The following is a 19,341-nucleotide window of genomic DNA, read 5'->3' as shown; positions in this document are numbered from 1 at the left end:
GAATGGAGATGCAGTCGCTTAACCCGATGATGCTGGCGCTGTTCCTCGGCGTGCTGTCGCTGGTGCCGATGTTAATGATTATCTGCACCTGCTTCCTGAAAATTTCCATGGTGTTGATGCTGACGCGTAACGCCATGGGCGTGCAGCAGGTGCCGCCTAATATGGCGCTTTACGGCATCGCGCTGGCCGCCACGCTGTTTGTGATGGCACCGGTATTTAATGATTCGAGCCAGCGTATCAAGGCGATGCCGCTCGATTTCAGCAGCATGGAGCGGCTGGAGTACACTTTTGGCAACGGCGCGGAGCCGCTAAGAAAATTCATGTCGCGCAATACCGACCCGGATATTCTGGTGCATCTGCAGGAGAACGGCGCGCGCATGTGGCCCAAAGAGATGGCGCAGAGCATTACGCCGCAAAGCCCGCTACTGATTATCCCCGCCTTTGTGCTGTCGGAGCTGCAAAACGGCTTCAAGATCGGCTTTCTGATTTTTATCCCTTTTCTGGTGGTGGACCTGATTGTCTCGAACGTGCTGCTGGCGCTGGGGATGCAGATGGTTTCGCCGATGACGGTCTCGCTGCCGCTAAAAATCCTGCTGTTTGTGCTGGTCAGCGGCTGGACGCGGCTGCTGGACGGCCTGTTCTACAGCTATCTGTGAGGCGGCAATGGAGATACTGACTTTTTTCCGCCAGGCGATGCTGCTGGTGGTGCTGCTTTCCGCGCCGCCGTTGATTGTGGCGGTGCTGGTGGGCATCGTAATTTCGCTGGTGCAGGCGGCGATGCAGCTACAGGATCAGACGCTGCCGTTTTGCCTGAAGCTGGTGGCGGTGGGCATCACCCTGGCGATGACCGGGCGCTGGGTAGGCGTTGAGCTTATTCAACTGACGCAGAACGCTTTCGCCATGATGTCACGGGTAGGCAGCTGATGCTGTGGAGCGACGCGCTGGATCAGCTGTTTAACGCGCTGCTGGCGCTGTTGCTGGGCATGGCGCGCATTTTTCCCTGTCTGCTGCTGACGCCTGTTTTCTCTTTTTCCGTGATTAAAGGCACGCTGCGCACCGCTATTGTGGTCGCGCTGGCGTTGTTTATCACGCCGGTGTTATATGGCGATATGCTTAGCGCTTCCCTGTCGCTGATGGGGCTGGCGGCCATTGCCATTAAAGAGCTGATCCTCGGCGCGCTGATTGGTCTGATCCTTGGGCTACCGTTCTGGATGTATGAATCGGTCGGCGCGCTGTTCGATAACCAGCGCGGTGCGCTGATGGGCGGGCAAATTAACCCGCAGCTGGGACCAGACGCCACGCCGCTGGGCTATCTGATGAAGCAGGTGATGATTCTGTTGCTGATAGTGGGACCGGGGCTGGGCGCGATTACGCAGCTGCTGTGGGACAGTTACCGTATCTGGCCACCGCTGGCGTGGCTGCCGCCGTTAAGCGAGCAGGGCTGGCAAGTCTGGCTGGATCTGTTGAAAGAGACGTTTGTCACCATGGTGCTGTATGCCGGGCCGCTGGTGGGGCTGCTGCTGCTGCTGGATTTCGCAGTGGGCATTATCAGTATTTACAGCCCCCAAATTCAGGCCACGGTGCTGGCGATCCCGCTGAAATGTTTGCTGGGGCTGCTGTTTTTTGTTTTGTATCTGCCGCTGCTCAACCATCTGGCCGGTGAGCGCCTGTTTGAGTTGCGCGATCTGAGCGCGATATTCCCCCATTTGTTTGCGGCTAAGGGAGCGGGAGATGAGTGAAAAAACCGAAGACGCAACCCCGCAAAAGCTCCAGGAATCACGTAAAAAAGGGCAGGTAAGCCAGAGTCAGGATATTCCCAAACTGCTGATTTCCATTGGCATCCTGGAGGCGATCTTTGCACTGGTGGAGAGCGGCATGCAGCGAATGGAAGCGATGATTATGCTGCCGCTGACGCGCATCGGTCAGCCCTTTGGCCACGCCATGGAGGAGGTAGTAACCGACTCGCTACTGGTGCTGCTGCTCTTTTCCGCCATTATCGGCGCGATTGCAATTGTGCTGCGTATCGTGGGCGGCTGGCTGCAGTTCGGGCCGCTGTTTGCGGTGGAGGCGATGATGCCGAAGCTGGAGAGCCTGAATCCGGTCAATCACTTCAAAAATATGTTTTCGGCGCGCCAGTTTACCCAGTTGCTGACCAGCATTATCAAAGCGGGGGCAATTGGCATGGTGCTGTGGCTGGCGTTAGAACCGGAAATCGGTAATCTGGCGCGGCTGGCGCAGACCGATCTCAACACCTTCTGGCATGGCGTGTTGATGCTGTTTGTTAAGGCGGCACGCCAGGTGCTGCTGGCGCTGCTGGCGCTGAGCGTGCTGGACTTCGGCCTGCAAAAGTATTTTTACCTGAAACAGCAGCGCATGAGCCATGAAGATATCCGTAACGAATTCAAGCAGAGTGAAGGCGATCCGCATATGAAAGGGCACCGCCGACAGGTGGCGCATGAGATCTTAAACGAAGCACCAAAAGCGCCGCCTCGGGTTGCGGTAGAGGAGGCTGACGTGCTGCTGGTCAACCCGACCCACTTTGCCGTAGGGCTTTACTATCGTCCCGGCGAAACTCCGCTGCCGCGTCTGCTGTTCAAGGCCAGCGATGATGATGCTCACCATTTGATTGAGCAGGCGCAGCGCGCAAAAATTCCGGTGATCCGTTATATCTGGCTGGCGCGTACGCTTTATCGCACCACGGCGGAAGGTGAGTGGATCCCGCGCGAAACCTTAAAAGCAGTCGCTCAGGTTTATCGTCTGCTACGCGAACTGGAAGATCACTATCTGGATGAGGTGATTGAACTGGAGGAGGAGTGATCGCGCAGATGAGGATTGTCTGAGGCGCTGTTTAAACCCGCGTTAACTAATCTGTCGGGTTGCTTAACCGCTTTTGCTTTCCATTTAAGCTCGGGGATTTGCCTCTCCCTGCTTTGTAACCTGATCCATCAGGAACAGGGAGAGTATATTTCCACCTTTAACACGATGCTTATGCCATGGCCTCCGCCGTTTCCGCCAGCCGCGTCAGCAGCGTGGGCATAAACTCGCGCACCTGACGCCCCTGATCGATAAAGTTATTGACCAGTTGGGTAAAGCGCGGCGCATCCAGATGCTTTAGCGGCTGCTGGCTACAGAGCCGTAACGCAACTTCTGGATCCAGCGCCAGCCAGCAGCCACGCATCGCATCCATCTCAAAATTCATTGCCAGCAGCGCGCGCCATAGCGCCGGGTCGTCGGTCATTTGCTGCGGCGGCATAATTTCACAGTGCAGCAGCAGATCCTCGCCCGGCGGTGCCTCAATGGTGACCAGTTCCTGCTGTTGCGCATCAAGCAAGACGCAAACGCCATTATCCAGTGTCAGTTCGGTATTCAATGTGCGGCCATACTGTTCCAGCAGGCGCTGCAAATAGTGACTATCCATTATCCACCCCGTTAACTTTTAAGAACCCGACCGTTCTGCTGTGCGGCCTGCAACGGCTGCGCAAGCTGTTCGGTGCTGCGTTTAGCCAGCTCGCCTTCCAGCGTATAAGCAAGCGGGCTTTGCTGATCGCGACCGTAGCTGAAGCTGATTTTGCCGAGGTTACGGCTTTTGGCGACAGAAACGTTACTGCCACCGCCCAGCAAAAACTGCGGCGTGGAGATCCCGTAGCTTTTGCTTTTGCTTTCAGTAAAGGTCACTGATTTGATACGCATATTGCTGCGCGTTTTCAGGCGCGCCTCCAGCTCGCCGCGACTGATGCGTCCGGCAAGCCAGTCCGCATTAAGCTGCTCTTTAACGTCATCTTTCGGCTCCAGCGTTACCACCGCCTGGGTATCGGGAGAAAGCTGCATCTGTTTAATCAGTCCGCTCAGATGCGCATCCTGTTGCATCATGCCGTGAATGCGGTTGGCGTTGCTCAGCGCATGGTTCGATTCGGTTTCGTGATTCAGCATCTCGCCAAGCCAGTGCAGCAGCCCGTTGCTCTCTATTTTGGCGAGATTGCTATAGGTGGACTGGATTTCCGTGCCACCCGGCAGCGGAACGTGAAGGTTCAGCGCTTCTCGCTGCTGGCGCAGCTTCACCAGTTCGCGGATAGCAGCATACTGAGCGTTACTGGTGACCTTGCCTTGCGCTTCATGCTGTTCGAAATGGTTCAGCAGCGCATCAAGCTTCTCATCGTGGGTTTTCGCCGTTTTACCACTGTCGGCGGCGGGATCTTTAAGCGACTCAATTAACTGTGCCGTGGCGCGATCGGTAAAGGCTTTGCTCAGGCTTTCCGATACCTTATCAAGATGCGTTGCCGCCAGGCGATGCGGCTGGGTCAACTCCAGGCTTAATGTCTGTTTGGTGCGATTATCAAAGCTGTAGCGGACGCCAGCGCCGGTGATCGCCATAATCGGCTGCCGCGCCTGAGCGGTTTGATTCACCACCCCGCCCGGCGACATAAAGCGCGCTTCCGCCGCGCCCTGGTTAAAGAAACGTACGCGGTTATTGCTGCGGGTATGTTTATCGGTACTGGCGTTACCGTTATTGTTGCGCTCCCGGGAAGCCGCCGCGATGTTAAGGTTAGCGGCTACGCCGCCGCCAAAGCGCGTCGAGGCTATATGCTCCTTCTCATTCTTATTCGTCATCGGCAGCCCGATACTGGCCTGCGCAATAGCACTGGTATCCAGACTGGCGGTCCAGGTGGTGCCGTTTTTCACTTTATGCTCGTTGCCTTTATCCAGCAGCGCCAGCGGATCGAGTTGGTTGCTGGCCAGGCGGTTCAGGAAATCATTTAGCTCGTTGTCTGCCAGGCTAAATGTCACGCTGTTTTGCGACTGCCGCTGAAGATTCAGCGAGGCTACCGCGCCCAGCCTGACTGCCGGCGAGGCGCTATGGTCGCCATTTTTGCCAAATTTCACATCATTAGGGTCAACGTGGCCGGTCAGCATGTTATGGCCGATGGCGGTAAAGGGAGTCACGCCGCCCGCGCCGTTACGTCCAATGGTAACCGTGAGTCCATCTTCGCCACGGGTAAAGGCCAGGCTGTAGCCGCGATCGGCGTTGGCGCGTCCGCCCGCGATGTGCATAACCTGACTACCCGGTAAGACGGTGCTGGAGGCAAAAACGCCGTAGTTGTTGTTAAAGGTCAGGCTCTCGCCGTTATTCAATGACTTCAGCTCTTTTGCCAGGTTCTCTACCAGCTGTGGCTGACTCCCGGCGTTAAACAGGGTGCGCGAGGTTAAATTCAGGCCGTGATGCTCTTTGGCAAACGCATTGGTCATTTTTTTAATGGCGTCATAATTCGCCTCGACCTGATGCGTACTGGCGAAGCCCTGATCGGTCAGCTTCTTCACCGGATTATCGCCCCAGGTTTGATCGCGCAGTTCACGGATGCGTGTCTGAAGTGCCGCGCGCGCCATTGCCGGATCGTCGCCCATATGCAGGCTGCGCTGGTAAATATCCAGCGCGCTGTGCAGCCGCTGCTGGGTCAGGGCGTCCAGAAACAGACGCGACTTTACCAGCCCCAGTTCGTCATGGCTGTCGCGCACCGGTTTATCGGTATCGTGTTTCAAATGATCGAGGGTCAAGCGGTTGGCGCGCATGCCGTTAATCACCTGCAGGGCAGACGCCGTATGGGCAGAGGGGTTGTTATTAATCAGCTGATGCAGCGTGCCCACTATTTGCGGATCGCGCTTGCGTGCCGTATTAAAGTGGCCGTTATGGGTGTTTTTTAGCTTTTTCGGCTGGGTGTTTAGCTGGTTTTTATCATCCAGCACGCCGTAATGCTGTCCGACCGCCCGGCTTTGCAACATCAGGCTATGGCCCAGCTCCTCCGCAAAGTCATTGATCTCCTGATGCAGCCCGGGATCGCTGGTTTTAATATTCAACCGGCTCAGACGCTGTTCAAGCGCCGCATGAGGCTGGGTACGCGATGTGTGCTGAGCGGTTATCTCCATAGCGATATGATTTTGCGCTTTATAAAGCGGGCTGAGGCCTTCGCGTCCGTGCAGACGATGCTTAAACTCATTGCCCAGATTCTTCAACGGGCGCGGCCAGCCGCCGCCGGAGGTGCGCAGCACAAATGCTTCCATGCGTTTTTTAAACGGGCTGTTTACTTTAGACGTATTGTTGCCGCTGCTGCCGAACAGGTCGATCTCGCGTTTATAAGTGACGTTAGTGCCGGGAATACGGCCCGATTTTCCGGCGTCGCCCAGCCGGTCAAAAGTTTCGGCAGAGGTATTATTCTTGTACGTGTTTAACGCTTGTCGCTTATGCATTGGCTGCCAGTTACCGGCATCCAGCAGCACAGCCTGGCCTTCTGTGTTCGCCACCATCAGACGGCCTTGCCCATCGGTATGCAGGCTGGCAAGCGTACCGAAGTTTTCAGGCAGATGGGTGACGGGCTGCCATCCGTCGCCGCTGTTGCCGTGCCAGGCTTTGGCATCCAGCATAAAAAGTGCGCCGCCGCCGGTCAGGCCAAAGAGCCTGTTATGCTCATTTACTGCGATATCTTTAAGCTGCGCCTGCTTTGCCGCTTCGCCCGTTAATCCCTCAGTGGAGGGCAAACCTGTTTTAGTGATGGTATGCGGCGGCTGCCGATCGCGGCGCAAACCAGAGGAGATTTGATGCAGGCGTATCTCGCCGTTCTCATCCAGCGCCAGCAGTCGACCATTACCCAGCGAGGAAATAGTCTGCGTTTTACTCTCTTTGCCGAGGCCATGCAGCGCGAGATCCGCTTTAACGCTGTTTTTCACCTGAGTGAGCTGAAACAGATTGTTGTGGTGCGAGGTTTTGTTGCCCGCCTGGTTGACCTTCAGCGGTTTGACTTCGCCGCCCTCAACTTTTAACGGCAGTCCGTCATTGCCACGGATAAGACGATCGGCTTTTTCGGAGGTCGCTTCCCAGCGTTGCGAAACCGTGTCGTAAAAATGGACTTTGCCATTCATTAGCGCCAGTTTACCCAGACGTCCGGCATCGACGACCGCATGCGGTAGCGGCTCTTTGCGGCGTAGCCCTTTCTGGTAATCCATCACCATGCTTTCGCTAAGGTTCCAGCCTGGCGTGATGCCCTGATCATCCAGTCCACAGCTGTGTTCATTATCCAGCCGGTCTTTTACCACCGCATGTAATTGTCCCTGACCGTTGCTGTGCAGCGCAGTGATCTGCGCGCCTTCGCCGAACGCTGTGAGAATCGCCTGGTTGCGGTTATCGTCGGCAAAGTTAATTTCACGGGCCCCTTTGTCGGGACGGGCTGCGCTAAATAGCCTGCCGTTGGGATCCACGGCGAGGATCTGGTTGTTATGCAGCGCGATGCTGTTGAGCTGGAAGTCGCCCGGCTGACCGTTAACGCTCTGCTTCATCTTTAGCGTCGGGCTTTGCCAGTCAGGCGCGTTGATGCCGTTCATCAGCTGCAGCTGTTGCTCATGCGTCTTTTTATCTTTCAGCACTACCGCCAGTTCGCCTTGTGCACCGACGCTAAAAGCGGCGATCTTATCGCTAAACATCAGGCTCTTTTGCTGCTGGCTCAGGTTGTGCAGACGTTTGTCGCCCTGAATGGCATACAGCTGATTGTTGCCCTGGCGGCTGAGCTTATCGAAGGTTTTCTCATCATCTTTGTGGGTGGGTTCCCAGCGTTGATGGCCTGTATCAAAGCGGTACAGACGGTTTTCATGCAGCCGCAGATGCTCGCTCTGTGTGCCGTCTTCGCGCTGGTGGCTATAGATACCGGTAAGCATAGAGTGTACTGCCGGGTCAGGCAGCGGACGGTGTTGCTGTGTGTTGTTATGGTGCAGGGCAATACGCTGATTAGCGCTATCCAGCCGTGGCTGCTGCTCCGGCCTGACGGGCTTGCTGTGCGCTACGGCGGTAAAGGCCAGCGGCGAATCCTGTACGTTAAGCAGGCGTCCGCTATGATCGAGCAGAACATGGTGATGTTCGCCGCTGCTCTCATGCCAGCGATAGCGCTGATCGGCTTTACCCAGCGTCTGCTCCAGCAGCGGCTGCAGGGAGGATGAGGCGTTAATGTTAAGGCGGCCTGCGTTAACCGCCAGGCGGGTTAATTGCGCGGCTGGCGGAGAGGGCGGGTCTGCTGCTTCATCGGGTGGTTCAGATTCAGCTGCGTTTTGCTCCAGACGCTTGCTCTGCGCCTGCTTCGTCGCCAGGCTGGTGGTTTCGGCAGCGCTTAGCGCGCTGGCATGGCGCTCCGACACCCTGTCGATAAGCTGCAACATCGTGCTGCTCCAGTCAGCCAGCGAGGCGGACGTAATGCTGGCCTGTGGCGGTCTGTCAGCCAACGGTGGCGTAGTCGCAAGCGAATGGCGGCGGGCGGGTGCGCCGGGCCTGGGAGACTCCTCTGGCGTACCGTCAACCGAGTGACGTCGTGCAGGCGGCTTGTTCACCGGCCAGCTGTCTGTTGGCCGCGCCTCTTTTTCGCCGGTGGAGTGACGCCGCTGCAACGCCGGGCCGTTTTCCCCATGCTGACCAGCGTGACGCGCTTCCGGCTGCGAATGCCGACGGCGCAAAGAGCTGGCACCCGCTTGCTGCTGTGCGGAAGCGGGCGCATGGGCGCGGCCCTGTAGCAGGTTGCCGCTGCTGCGCTGGGTGGCGCGTGCCGCGCCCTGCGTCACAGCAGGTTGCGCACGCGCGCCGACATGACTGGTGGTGCGTACAACGGCTGCGGCACCGGTGATAACGGGAGGCAAAGCCATACGTTTTTCCTCTTAACGTTTTCAGGGGTGAACCTGTACCTGGGTGTAATCGTAAGGGCCGTTGCGCAGTTCCGGCTGCCACCAGATGGTCAGGTGCTGCGGGCCAGATTGCGGGCGACAGCGCATATCCTGACAGCCGGGCGGCGCTTTCGGCGCGCAGGCGGTAAGCAGCAGGCCGAGCAGGCCGGTAAAAAGCAGTTTACGCAGTGCTATGATCATCGTTCTCACTTTAGATCCTCAGGGTGTCAGACGACTGGCGGTGGCGGAGAGCAGCGAAACGCGCCCTGGCCGGGCAACGGCACCCGGTTCAAACGCCACGTAAACTTCAGCGGATTCACCGGGACGCAGCTGTGAGCGCGGCCAGACTGCCACCGCCAGCGTGCGATCGCTGCGGCAGGTCGCTTCGTCAAAGCGCTGGGTTACGTTGCTGTTATTGGTGATCACGCCAACGGTGATCTGCACCGAACTGCTGTGATACCACTGGTGACGGCGGTAATCATTGAACAGGCCGCCAGGCAGGCTGCACAGCGCGCTCAGCGTCTGGCCGCTGCCGCCGGTAGAAAAGCCGGTGGGCAGGCGGTTTTCAGCCAGATCGCGCAGCGCCGTTTCCACCAGGCTTTTCATATCGGTATATTTATGACGGCGGTTAACGTCGCCCATGGCATCATTCAGCTGGCTGCGGTTTTCATCGGCGATATAGCGGGAAGGATCCACCTGATCGCCCACCAGATGTGGCGTGATAATAAACAGTCGTTCACGCTGCGAAGTTTCATGTTGGGTGGAGGTAAACAGCTTGCCGATCAACGGAATGCTGCCGAGGATCGGAATGCGGCGCTCACGATCGCCGCTCTGCTTGGTGTGGAAACCGCCCATCACCAGCGAACGCCGCTCCTGAACCAGCGCCTGCGTACTGATCACGCCATTGCTGGTGCCTTCTGCTTCGCCATTATCATCCTTATCCAGCTTGCCATCCTCTATATCCACAATCAGCTGTACCGATGATTTGGCGCTGCCGATGGCTCGCGGCGTCACGCGCAGGCTGGTGCCGGCGGTGACTGCCTGAATATCCGCCACCCGTTCGCCAATGGCGCGGATAAAGGCGGTATCGCTGAAATCGATCACTGCCGGCTGGTTTTCCAGCGTCATGATAGAAGGATTGGCGATAATCGAGGCGGTGCCTTCGCCTTCCAGCGCCTGAATATCGGCGAAGAAGCGACGGAAGTCGGTGACAAACAGTGTGCTGGGGCCGGAAAGCAGCGCCGAGCCGCCGCTGACGTTGCCAAACTGGCCGGCCCAACTGGTGGAAAGGCGCGCCAGCTCGTTGCGGTCGATATCCACAATCAGCGCATCGATCTCGATCAGCTTTTGCGGCACATCAATGGTGGCAATCAGCGACTGATAGGCGCTGCGGTATTTCGGATCGTCACGCACCAGCAGAGCGTTGTTGCGCACGTCGGCGGAAACGCGTCCGGCCATGACGCTTGCCGGACCGCCGCCGGGATCATGATCGCGATGCGTGCTGCGTCCCACCAGCTGGTTAAGGATGCTTTGCGACTCCATGCGCATCTGCTCCATGCCGTCATCGCCGCCCTGGCCGCTGCTCATGCCTTTGGCGCTGTCGCCGCTGTTTTGACCCAGCAGTTCGTTAAGCATGGTCGCTACGCCGGGCACCAGAAGCGTCTGGTCGCGATAACGAATATTACGATCGGCCACTGAGGCATATTTCAGCGGAAACGCCATCATCTCTTTGGGTTCTTTATCTTCTTTCGGCGTATCTGACTTTTTCGCGAAGTCGGCGATCAGATTGACATACTCCGGCGGGCCGGTGACCAGCACCACCCCTTCGTCGGGCAGCTCGCCCCAGCCAAAGCGCGGCTCCAGCAGGCCGACGCCTTTCAGCGCCTGCTTGATATCGGGCGCGGCATCAGGTGAAATTTCCAGACGACGCGAGGTTTGTGCCGTCAGCGGACTGACGTAGAGCGTGTTGTTATAAACAAACCACTGAAAGCGATACTCCAGCGCCAACCGGTTAAGAAACGCTTCCGGGCTGACGGCGCGCAGGCGGCCAGTGACGTTGCTGTCGGGTAAGGTGCCGAGATTAATATCCACGCCGAAGCTGTTGGTAAAATCTTCGAGGATAATGCTGAGCGGCGTGTTGTCGGCCGAATAGGCGTAAGCGCCATTTTTCCAGGCTTCCGGGGTACTGGCGTGCAGGGTGCCAGCGCACAGCAATAGCAGGGCGGCTGTCCAGCGCAGCAGCCTTTTCACAGCGGGCAGGGTGATCACACCTTACTCCTTTCTTCTGACAATCATCCAAACGGGAAAGCCTGTTAACGGCAGCCGCAGCTGCCGTCAGTTAACGCGCATCAGTTAATGGCATCGATAATCGCTTTGCGGATACCGAACTTAAACTGGGTATATTGCGAGCTGGCCCAGCTGGCATTGGACATATCCAGCAGCTGGTTTTGAAAGGCGTACATATCGCTAAGACTGAACGGCTGGCCAGAGATCTCTTTGGCGAACTGATAGGTCTCGTTATGTGTACGGCTGGACTGGGTGGCTAAGCGGCGCTGCAGCAAATCTCCGGAAGGCATGATTTGACTCCTCTGGTTTAAGGTTCTCCCTTGAGTGGTGCCTTTTACCGTTGGGTTCCGTGCGGCTTAAAAAATTATCCGCCGCTCAGCGACTGGCAAAGCGCCTGCCAGCTGATCTGCAATTCCCCCTGTGCGGTCACCAGCCGCAGCGCGTCGATCTCCAGCCGTTCATCGGGCGTAAGCTGCCAGCGCAGCGCGGGCCGCGCGCTCAGCCAGGCGGCCAGCGGCGCCTGGCGGCAAGGGGCACAGTAAAGCGTCGCCTGCGTCTCTGACGGCAAACGATTCATCAGTTGAGTCAGCAGCGCCTGCAGCCGTTGCTCCGACGGCACTTCCGCTAAGCAGTGCGCCAGCGCCTGTGCCAGCAACTGGCTGGCTAGCGACACCACCTGCTGCTGCTGCGTTTCACGCTGCTCGTGCCAGTCGTCGAACAGCATTTGTGCCTGCTGCCAGAAATGCGCCTGCTGCTTTTCAAGTAACGCGGCGGACTCTGCCTGCGCCTGTTGCTGGATCTGCTGCGCCTGCTGATGGGCTTCGTCCAGCAGCCTTTGCGCTTCCTGCTCTGCCGCAGCGCGTATTTGCTGTGCCTGCTGCTGTAGCACCAGCGCGTCACGGTTAAGCAACGTCTGCTGCGGCTCCGGCGGTGTGAAACAGCTGAGCCGTCTAAGCTGCCACATGGTTATTCTCCCCGGACTGGCAGCGCCACAGCGCAGCTTCCCAGATCGGCTGTAGCCGCCGGGCTGGCAGGTCGGGCGGCATGGAAGGACAGGCAAGCACTGCCTCGCGGGGAAACGCCATGCGCAGGCGCGTCCAGCAGTCTGGATAAAGCGCCTGTAATAGCGCCAGCGCCATGGGGCGCGAAAGCAATGCTTCCGGCAGCCAGCTTTCCGGGCGAATGCCTCTCGACAGCCGCCGACACCAGATTTTTTCTTCGCCGGTTAGTGCGGTCTCTGCGCCGCAAATCGCCTCAACGAACGTCAGCAGCCGGATTTTTTGTGGTTCGGGGAGCGCCAGCAGGCTAAGCAGCAGCGGCTGCGGCGGCGCAAGAGGCGAGGGCTGCACGCCCCACTGGTGACCGATGGCCCCGGCACGCATGCGTGTCAGCGCCTGGCGGCGGGCTTCCGGCAGCGTAAACCAGCTATCCTGACGCCAGCTTTCATGTGCCGTCTGCCAGTAGCCGCTGTGCCACCATATCAGCCATTGCTGATTCATGATGATTTCCCTGGCGTGGCGACCGCCGTGCGTGCGCCTTTTTTACCGGAACGCAGCGCCATCACGCCCACAAGCAGCAGCAGCAGGATCCCCGCCACGCTCAGCACGCCTTTTACCAGCGAAAACTGGCCGGGAGAGAGGGTAAACGGACCCATTTTCACGGTCTCAACCCGATCCTCATACACTTTGGCCGGCACAAAAACGATCGCCAGATCGCGGTCGTCGCGTCCGACCAGGCCGGGAATGCTGGTGGCGACCAGCCGACGAATGCGCGGTTCGATGCTGTCGGGATCGAGCGTTTCATGATATTTGATAAACACCGAGGCGGAGGCGGGCTGCACCGGCTCGCCGGGCGCAATGCGCTCCGGCAGAACCACATGGACGCGCGCCACCACCACCCCGTCGATCTGCGCCAGCGTGGATTCCACTTCCTGCGACAGCGCATAGATATAGCGTGCCCGCTCCTCCATCGGGCTGGATATCACGCCGCTTTTCTGGAATACCTCGCCCAGATTGGTACGCGCTTTGCGCGGCAGCCCGGCGGCCTCAAGAATATTGACCGAGCGCTCAATATTTTCCGGCGCCACCAGCACCGAGACGCCTGCCTTATCCACGCGTTTGCTGGCGGGAATATGGTAGCGGTTCAGTTCGGCCACAATATCGTTGGCATCGTTTTCAGCCAGATTGCTGTTCAGCACGGTATCGTCGCCGCAGCCGCTCAGCAGCAGCACAAGCAAGCCGACCAGCAGGGCTTTTACCAGAAAAGGTCGCATAGGGTTTACTGTAGGTTGGTTAATTTATCCAGGCTCTGCACGCCTTTAGAGATAATTTTGGCGTTCATCAGGCTCTGCACGTAATAGTCCGACAGCGCGGCGTTGGCGGCGCTAAAGTCCAGCGAGCTGGTAGAGCGCGAAGCCACTTCCAGATCGCGAAACGCGCTCTGCTGCGCCTGCTGGTTGCGGCTGATGGCACCGGTCAGGCTGCTGATAATATCGGGCGCGCCGCCCGCTGGCGTGGAGGATTCAGGCGCATTCAGCGCCGCGCTGAACCACTGCGCATCCGACTTGTTCACCTCCGGAGAGGCATCGTCCGCTTCTAATGTCACGGAGGTGGTCAGCGAAGGGGAGGTATTATTAACTTTCATCGGTTCGGCTCTTCAGCTAAAGGAAAGAGAGGGAGGAGCGTGACGTTCTCCTCCCCGCCCGCGTGGCTTAATAGGAGATCTTCACCTGGGCTGCGGCTGAGCCGGCCTGGGCCTGGCTGTCAGCAATACCGTTGATGCGCTGGAATTCTGCATCCATCTTGGCCTTTGCCACCTGATTCTGCTGCATCTCGTTCTTTACACCCTGCATTTCCATCATAAAATCAGCACCGCCCAGCGCGCCTGAAATCTGGCTCATTGAGCTGGCACCGCCGGTGATCATGTTAGACAGACCTGTTGTTATGCTCATGGTTCTTTCCTCGTTAATGTTTAAGGTGTACTGCGATGGTTTCGATCATTGAGTGGCGAGCGCACCGGGCGGGTTCCATAAAAACGCAGATTTTTTTCCACAGAAAGAAAAACCGCCGTCGGCTGACGGCGGGCAGGGATCAGGCGCTGAGCTTCAGCTGTTTCAGGCGGTGATAAAGGGTGCGGCGTGGAATGCCCAGCTCATGCACCACCTCATCAATACGGTTGCCATGACGATGCAGGCATTCATCAATCAGGCTGCGCTCAATACGCCGTAACCGCTCCTTCAGCATAATGGGCTCCGCCTGCGGGATCGCCTGCTGGCACAACACCGGCAGACCCAGCACAAAGCGTTCCGCCGCCGCTTTTAATTCGCGAATGTTACCCGGCCAGCTGTGCAGCAGCAGCGCTTCGTCCAGGCCGGGCTGGCGCGGCGGCAGCGGTTGATTTAGCCGCTGGGCGGCATCCTGCGTGAACTGACGAAACAGCGGGATAATCAGTTCAGGACGCGAACGCACGGTGGGCGTGGCCAGCGTAATGGTATTCAGACGAAAATAGAGATCGCGGCGAAAGCGTCCTTCTGCCACCAACTGCTCCAGCGGCGTTTGGGCGGCGGCAATCACGCGCAGCGTAAGCGGAATGCAGCGGGTACTGCCGAGGCGCTCAATCGCGCGCGACTCAAGCATACGCAACAGCTTAGCCTGCACGATGAGCGGCATACTGTCGATCTCATCCAAAAACAGAATGCCGTTATTAGCGGCCTCGATATAGCCCGGACGCGAATGGCTGGCGCCGGTATAGGCGCCGGAGACAACGCCAAACAGCTCGCTTTCCGCCAGAGTTTCCGGGATTGCGCCGCAGTTTACCGGCACCAGCGGGCCGCGACAGCCGGAGCTTTCATAAATTCGCCGCGCCAGCGTATCTTTGCCGGTGCCGGTTTCACCTTCCAGCAGCACATCGACATTAAGCGGCGCAATGGTATCCACCAGCTTGTGCAGATGCGCATGAATATCTGTCGACGGAAAACTACAGGTCGTCAACGTTGCGGGGTGCAGAGGGGAGATCTCAGCATGGCTGGTGCGCCGACTCTCATGCGCGGGGCAGCGCGTGCTGGTAGTAATCGCTTTAACCATAATGTCTCCAGTGACTCGACATAAAATTTTGCTGCGTGTAGGGGATGTCGACGGTCTTACGTAATCGTGAAGTTTTTTTTATGGCATTTCGTTCATAAAAAATTACAAAAGCATTCGGTTTCCTTACTTTCTGCCATAACGTTCTGCCTCAGCTATCAGTCTGTGCTGATAAGTTGGTAGGGATTTACAACAGCGCTGTAAGGATTTCCTGACCGTGTGCCCGCTAACCCCTTTCACCGTGCCGCTTGTGGGGATGCCTTTGCCATCAGGGGCGCCAGATGAAATTTTTATGTCTGTGGACTACGCCACATCTCTTGTTGCACTTGATGGAACTTCTTTCTTCGCCCTGCCACTTACAAAGTGAGCCAGAGCCTGCCATACCGTTACAAATGTCAGCGAAGCGTAAGCGCAGGGCGGCCTGGGATGCTCGATTCATTCATAAACGTAACGTTTAACCGGAGGATGTATGGGATTTAAATTAGGTGGCTTAGGCGGCGGTGGCGCAGGCAGAACAACCATGCCGCCGCCAGATGTAACCGGCGCAGGGCGTCAGGACATCGGGCCAAACGGGCCACGAATGAACACCAACGCCAACAGCACCAACGGCACGACTAACGGTACCAACAGCCCTAACGGTCCGAATACCAGCGGCCAGGGCATTGACGGCAAGAATGGCAAAGGCGGCAAGCTTGGCGGCAATATGCTTGATTTCGGCCTGAACGCCGGTTCGGGCGCGCTGAGCCTGCTGGGTCCTGGCGCGCTGGGCGGCGCGGGCGCAACAGGGGCGGCTGGCGGACAAAACCTGACGGCTCAACCATCAGGCGCACAGAACGGCGGCCTGCTTTCTTCTGCCGGTAAAGGCGGCGGCATTGCGCAGATGCTACAGCAGCTGCTGATGCTGCTTGGCTTGCAGCAGATGCTGAAAGGCGGTGACAGCGGGCAAAACCCATTGCAGCAGGCGGGCACGCAGTCCGGTGGCAGCCCGGCGGCACAGGGTAATCAGGGCGGCGTTAGCGGCATGATCCAGCAGCTACAGCAGATGATGCAGCAGATGATGCAGATGATGCAGCAGTTGATGGGCATGCAGCAGGGCAGCGGTAACAGCACTGGCGCGCAGTCTGGCGGCCAGTCTGCTGGCGGCCAGGCCAACGCGCAGTCCGGTGGCGGCAATATGCTGAGTAACCTGCTGAACTCGGCGCTGCAAATGACCGGACTGAACGCAATTATGTCACTGTTGGGCGGTGGATCTAACAACGGGGTGAAATAATGGCCTTGAACGTTAACGGAGGGGGAGCAGTCCCCCTTTTACCTGAACTTCCCGGCCCGCAGCCTGGCGGCGCGGAAAATGCAGGCGCACAGCCCAACACGCTGAAAAGCACCGGCGGCGTGCTTAACTACGGCGGGGCGGCGGCTAATGCACCGCTGCCGGGTGAAGCGTCCGGCGATGCGTTACAGGCGGGCAGCGGTCAGCAAAGCGGCGGAATGCTGCAGGGGTTGATGATGTTTATCGGCCTGCAGGCGCTGTTGCAAACGCTGTTCTCGTCGGCGGGAAGCCAGCAGGCAGAGCAAACTGCTCAGAGCGGCGCGAGCGGCGAGGCGCTGCAGGCATCCTCACCGCTGTTGACGCAGGGCGCTGCAGGCGCAGGACAGGTACGTACCAGCGAGCATGACACCAGCGTCAGGCCAACGGAGGAGAACCTGACTGGCCGTCCGCCTGATGATAACCGCAGCGCGGAGCAGATTCTGGATGAGAACCCGGTGCTGAAAAATTTGGGTAATCAGAAAGACATCAAACGCGATCAGCTGAAGGAGCGTTTCGGCGACTGGACCGCCGATAATCCTGACCCGGAAAGCCGGGCAGATGCGGCTTACAACATGGCCTGCGTGTTGAACAGCATCAAAGGGCTGAAAGATCGTGAAGGTGGCGATCGCGGCGATGTGCATACCAACGGCAAAATCGAAGGGATCACCAAAGATGGCGATGCCCGTCACGGGACCGAGGCCGGTGTGCTGAAGGATATTGCGGAAAAAGGACTGAGCGCGCTGCCAGCCGATGGCAATCTGCCGCAGACTAAGGATACGCACGTACGTAAAGACGGCACCACTAAAGATAACTTCCAGTGGGGAATGGGCGAGATTGGACGTGTGCTGTCCAATATCCCGATTCTGAAGTCGGTGCTGGCACCGGTATTTAATAATATCGGCGAGGCGCGTACGCTGGGCGAAGTCTTTACCGGTGGCCTGACAGGGCTGGCAGAAGGCGCAATGAGCGCGGCGCGGGGTCCGGTAGGTTGGGCGGTGACTGCTGCGACCGATACCGTTTCTATCGCGTTAGAAAATGTTAATAAGAATAAGAAAGATCCACCGCCTTTTTCCTGAGCAATGGACCTCAGCTTGAAGTCCCTGCACCCGATGTGCAGGGACTTTTTTTATCAGGCTGGCAGCTGGCCCTGGCCGCTGCTGATAATCGAGGAGAAATTCATGACTTTATCGACGTAGGTGGCGTCGCCGGTGCCGGTTTTCGAGATATCGCTTAAATTATTCACGTTAACGTTAAGCGGACCGGAGTTATACGCGCGCAGCGCCGCGCCCATATTGCCGTCAAAGGCGTTGAGCTGCTCTTTCATATAGAGCGCGCCTGCCATGATGTTATCCGTTGGATTATTGGCGTTAGCGTTCGGCCCTAACAGGTCAGGGTTTTTACGCTGCAGATCGGCAAAGGTATTGCTGTTAACCTGCATCAGGCCGCTGTCCTGTAGCCCGTTACCGCCGTTAACGGTGCTGGCACCCAGGCTGCCGCGTGACTCCTGCCAGATTTGCGCCGCTAACACCTCTCCCGGCACGCCGGTTTTCGCCGCAGCGTTCTGTATCGCGCCTTCATACGGTTTCAGCGCGTCGGGCAGATGCAGTCCGCTGGTGCCTGATTGCGTCACGCTCTGGCCAGTGCCATTGGTGGCTGCCGTACCGGTAGGCGCGCCGTTCTGACCACCTGCGCTGGCTATATTGCCGCCCGGAGCGCCGCCTGACGCTGGGGCGCTTTGTCCGGCGCTGCTACCGTCGGTAAGCTGGGTTGGATTGCCGCCCGTTGTCAGGTTTTGCGGCATGCCGCCGCTGGCGGAGGTGGGTTGCCCACTCTGCTGTTGGTTTTGCTGGCCGGTGAGCTGCTGTAACAGCGGCATCAGCGAGGTAAGCAGCGCGCTGATGAGCTGGGTCAGCGTCTGGGCAATTTCATTATTTAACGCTTCTTGCGTGGCACCACCATTCTGGCCAAACAGTGCATTTAGGTCGGTGCCGCTATTGCCGCTTTGGCCAAAATCGATCGCGGTCATACCGCCGGAAGGCGAAAACGCACCATTGTTTGTTAACGGGAGTTTATCCGACAGGCCGCTCAGGTCAGGTGGCGTGAGGGGTTGAGTTGGGCTTAGCGCCCCGGGTAGTGTGATCATCAGGTTATCCTTATCGCTTAGGGGGTCAGTCTGTTAAGTGGCGCGATAGGGCGGTCAGTTCCGGGTAGGCTTGCGTAGTGTGAAAAAAATGGCGCTTAGCTTAAAGCATAAGATTAACCTGTAACTATCAATTAATAAGCGGTAAAGACTTCAGATTGCTCGCCGATAAAATTAACAGGAAGCCAGGTAATGCATCTGCAAGTTGGCTTTTCATTACTTAACAAATAAGGAAATCCTGTGTTTTTATCTCCCCGATATATCCTGAGTGGTTTATTTATCCCCCTGTTACTTAGTGGCTGTACTTTTCATCTTAATAAAGAACAAGAAGACTATTCCGGCAGCGATGCAGCTATGCTTCGTGTCGAGAACGGTGATATGCCGCTAATTCTGCGTAGCTATCGCACTGTAGGAAACTGTTATCAGCAAACGGTACAACGCGGTTTGACGGCAGGTTTCAACCTTATGGGGATTAAATCCACTTATAACAAAAAAATTGCTGGTATTGCCCCTTCGCCAGAGGACAGCAAAGTTAAAAATTCGAACGTAATGGAATTTCGCATTAAGGCGGATCAACCCATTGAAGTGATGTATATGATTACAGTAAAAAGGGCTTTTGGTGAAGAATTGATTCAATCTTCCGAATATCTTATTCCTGAAGCTGGGCACAGTTACGAAGCTTGGTTGGATAAAAAACCGGACAACAATAATCCGTCGATTATGATAAAAGATATTACCTCTGGTAAAAGTAATGCCCCTGCAACATGGGCCTTAGCAGAGTGTAAACACACCTACACGCTGCTGGGGAATAAAGAGTACAAATAAAAATAGCCGTCAGCAGC

The 19,341-nt window shown here is 57.4% G+C and carries 19 protein-coding genes; 7 read left to right on the top strand and 12 right to left on the bottom strand.

Annotated features, from left to right (window positions below; genetic code table 11):
• Positions 1–2: 2 nt before the first annotated feature.
• Genes sctR through sctU form a run of 4 tightly spaced genes read left to right on the top strand, consistent with a single transcriptional unit; the run spans position 3 to position 2,817 of the window.
• On the top strand, positions 3–656 hold the full coding sequence (gene sctR, locus B1H58_RS04415; protein WP_085068172.1) for a type III secretion system export apparatus subunit SctR: 654 nt from the start codon (positions 3–5) through the stop codon (positions 654–656).
• A 7-nt stretch (positions 657–663) separates the two neighbouring features.
• Complete coding sequence (gene sctS, locus B1H58_RS04410; RefSeq protein WP_085068171.1) at positions 664–924, top strand: type III secretion system export apparatus subunit SctS; 261 nt, start codon at positions 664–666, stop codon at positions 922–924.
• The gene (sctT, locus tag B1H58_RS04405; RefSeq protein WP_085068170.1) at positions 924–1,739 is read left to right on the top strand and encodes a type III secretion system export apparatus subunit SctT; all 816 of its coding nucleotides are present in this window, start codon (positions 924–926) and stop codon (positions 1,737–1,739) included. The genes sctS and sctT overlap by 1 nt, the downstream gene beginning before the upstream one ends.
• Positions 1,732–2,817: a type III secretion system export apparatus subunit SctU gene (gene sctU / locus B1H58_RS04400; protein ID WP_085068169.1), complete on the top strand. Its 1,086-nt coding sequence runs from the start codon at positions 1,732–1,734 to the stop codon at positions 2,815–2,817. The genes sctT and sctU overlap by 8 nt, the downstream gene beginning before the upstream one ends.
• Before the next feature lie 169 nt (positions 2,818–2,986).
• Here sctU and B1H58_RS04395 read toward each other — a convergent pair whose 3' ends face one another.
• From B1H58_RS04395 to B1H58_RS04345, 11 genes are all read right to left on the bottom strand, one after another.
• On the bottom strand, positions 2,987–3,418 hold the full coding sequence (locus B1H58_RS04395; RefSeq protein WP_085068168.1) for a type III secretion system chaperone: 432 nt from the start codon (positions 3,416–3,418) through the stop codon (positions 2,987–2,989).
• Between the two features lie 11 nt (positions 3,419–3,429).
• A complete protein-coding gene (locus B1H58_RS04390; protein ID WP_085068167.1) occupies positions 3,430–8,670 on the bottom strand; it encodes an AvrE-family type 3 secretion system effector in 5,241 nt (1,746 codons plus the stop codon).
• Between the two features lie 21 nt (positions 8,671–8,691).
• Positions 8,692–8,889, bottom strand: a complete 198-nt coding sequence (hrpT, locus tag B1H58_RS04385; RefSeq protein ID WP_085068166.1) for an HrpT family type III secretion system protein — start codon at positions 8,887–8,889, stop codon at positions 8,692–8,694.
• 18 nt (positions 8,890–8,907) lie between these two features.
• Positions 8,908–10,956 carry a type III secretion system outer membrane ring subunit SctC gene (gene sctC / locus B1H58_RS04380; RefSeq protein WP_237172448.1) on the bottom strand — a complete coding sequence of 683 codons (2,049 nt, stop codon included), beginning with the start codon at positions 10,954–10,956 and terminating at the stop codon, positions 8,908–8,910.
• Between the two features lie 80 nt (positions 10,957–11,036).
• Positions 11,037–11,264, bottom strand: a complete 228-nt coding sequence (locus tag B1H58_RS04375; RefSeq protein WP_085068165.1) for an HrpF protein — start codon at positions 11,262–11,264, stop codon at positions 11,037–11,039.
• Positions 11,265–11,338: 74 nt separating this feature from the next.
• Complete coding sequence (gene sctL, locus B1H58_RS04370) at positions 11,339–11,938, bottom strand: type III secretion system stator protein SctL (RefSeq protein ID WP_085068164.1); 600 nt, start codon at positions 11,936–11,938, stop codon at positions 11,339–11,341.
• On the bottom strand, positions 11,925–12,473 hold the full coding sequence (locus B1H58_RS04365) for a hypothetical protein (RefSeq protein WP_085068163.1): 549 nt from the start codon (positions 12,471–12,473) through the stop codon (positions 11,925–11,927). The genes sctL and B1H58_RS04365 overlap by 14 nt, the downstream gene beginning before the upstream one ends.
• The gene (gene sctJ, locus B1H58_RS04360) at positions 12,470–13,246 is read right to left on the bottom strand and encodes a type III secretion system inner membrane ring lipoprotein SctJ (RefSeq protein ID WP_085068162.1); all 777 of its coding nucleotides are present in this window, start codon (positions 13,244–13,246) and stop codon (positions 12,470–12,472) included. Before sctJ ends, B1H58_RS04365 begins: the two co-directional genes overlap by 4 nt.
• Positions 13,247–13,251: 5 nt before the next feature.
• Positions 13,252–13,617 carry an EscI/YscI/HrpB family type III secretion system inner rod protein gene (locus B1H58_RS04355; protein ID WP_085068161.1) on the bottom strand — a complete coding sequence of 122 codons (366 nt, stop codon included), beginning with the start codon at positions 13,615–13,617 and terminating at the stop codon, positions 13,252–13,254.
• Positions 13,618–13,684: 67 nt separating this feature from the next.
• On the bottom strand, positions 13,685–13,924 hold the full coding sequence (locus tag B1H58_RS04350) for a hypothetical protein (RefSeq protein WP_085068160.1): 240 nt from the start codon (positions 13,922–13,924) through the stop codon (positions 13,685–13,687).
• A gap of 139 nt (positions 13,925–14,063) precedes the next feature.
• A complete protein-coding gene (locus B1H58_RS04345) occupies positions 14,064–15,056 on the bottom strand; it encodes a sigma 54-interacting transcriptional regulator (RefSeq protein ID WP_085068159.1) in 993 nt (330 codons plus the stop codon).
• Between the two features lie 466 nt (positions 15,057–15,522).
• On the opposite strand from B1H58_RS04345, the gene B1H58_RS04340 reads away from it, so the two are divergent.
• Together B1H58_RS04340 and B1H58_RS04335 are read left to right on the top strand one after the other, a co-directional pair.
• Positions 15,523–16,323 carry a hypothetical protein gene (locus B1H58_RS04340; RefSeq protein WP_085068158.1) on the top strand — a complete coding sequence of 267 codons (801 nt, stop codon included), beginning with the start codon at positions 15,523–15,525 and terminating at the stop codon, positions 16,321–16,323.
• Complete coding sequence (locus B1H58_RS04335; RefSeq protein ID WP_237172447.1) at positions 16,323–17,435, top strand: hypothetical protein; 1,113 nt, start codon at positions 16,323–16,325, stop codon at positions 17,433–17,435. Before B1H58_RS04340 ends, B1H58_RS04335 begins: the two co-directional genes overlap by 1 nt.
• 53 nt (positions 17,436–17,488) lie before the next feature.
• Here B1H58_RS04335 and B1H58_RS04330 read toward each other — a convergent pair whose 3' ends face one another.
• A complete protein-coding gene (locus tag B1H58_RS04330) occupies positions 17,489–18,502 on the bottom strand; it encodes a lytic transglycosylase domain-containing protein (RefSeq protein ID WP_208615335.1) in 1,014 nt (337 codons plus the stop codon).
• A gap of 237 nt (positions 18,503–18,739) precedes the next feature.
• Between B1H58_RS04330 and B1H58_RS04325 the strand changes: the two genes are divergently transcribed.
• On the top strand, positions 18,740–19,324 hold the full coding sequence (locus B1H58_RS04325; RefSeq protein ID WP_085068156.1) for a hypothetical protein: 585 nt from the start codon (positions 18,740–18,742) through the stop codon (positions 19,322–19,324).
• Positions 19,325–19,341: the final 17 nt, after the last annotated feature.

It is taken from the genome of Pantoea alhagi (genome assembly GCF_002101395.1).
GTDB lineage: Bacteria > Pseudomonadota > Gammaproteobacteria > Enterobacterales > Enterobacteriaceae > Mixta > Mixta alhagi.
Note: the sequence above shows the minus strand (reverse complement) of the source record. Positions and strands in the feature narration are given on the sequence as shown.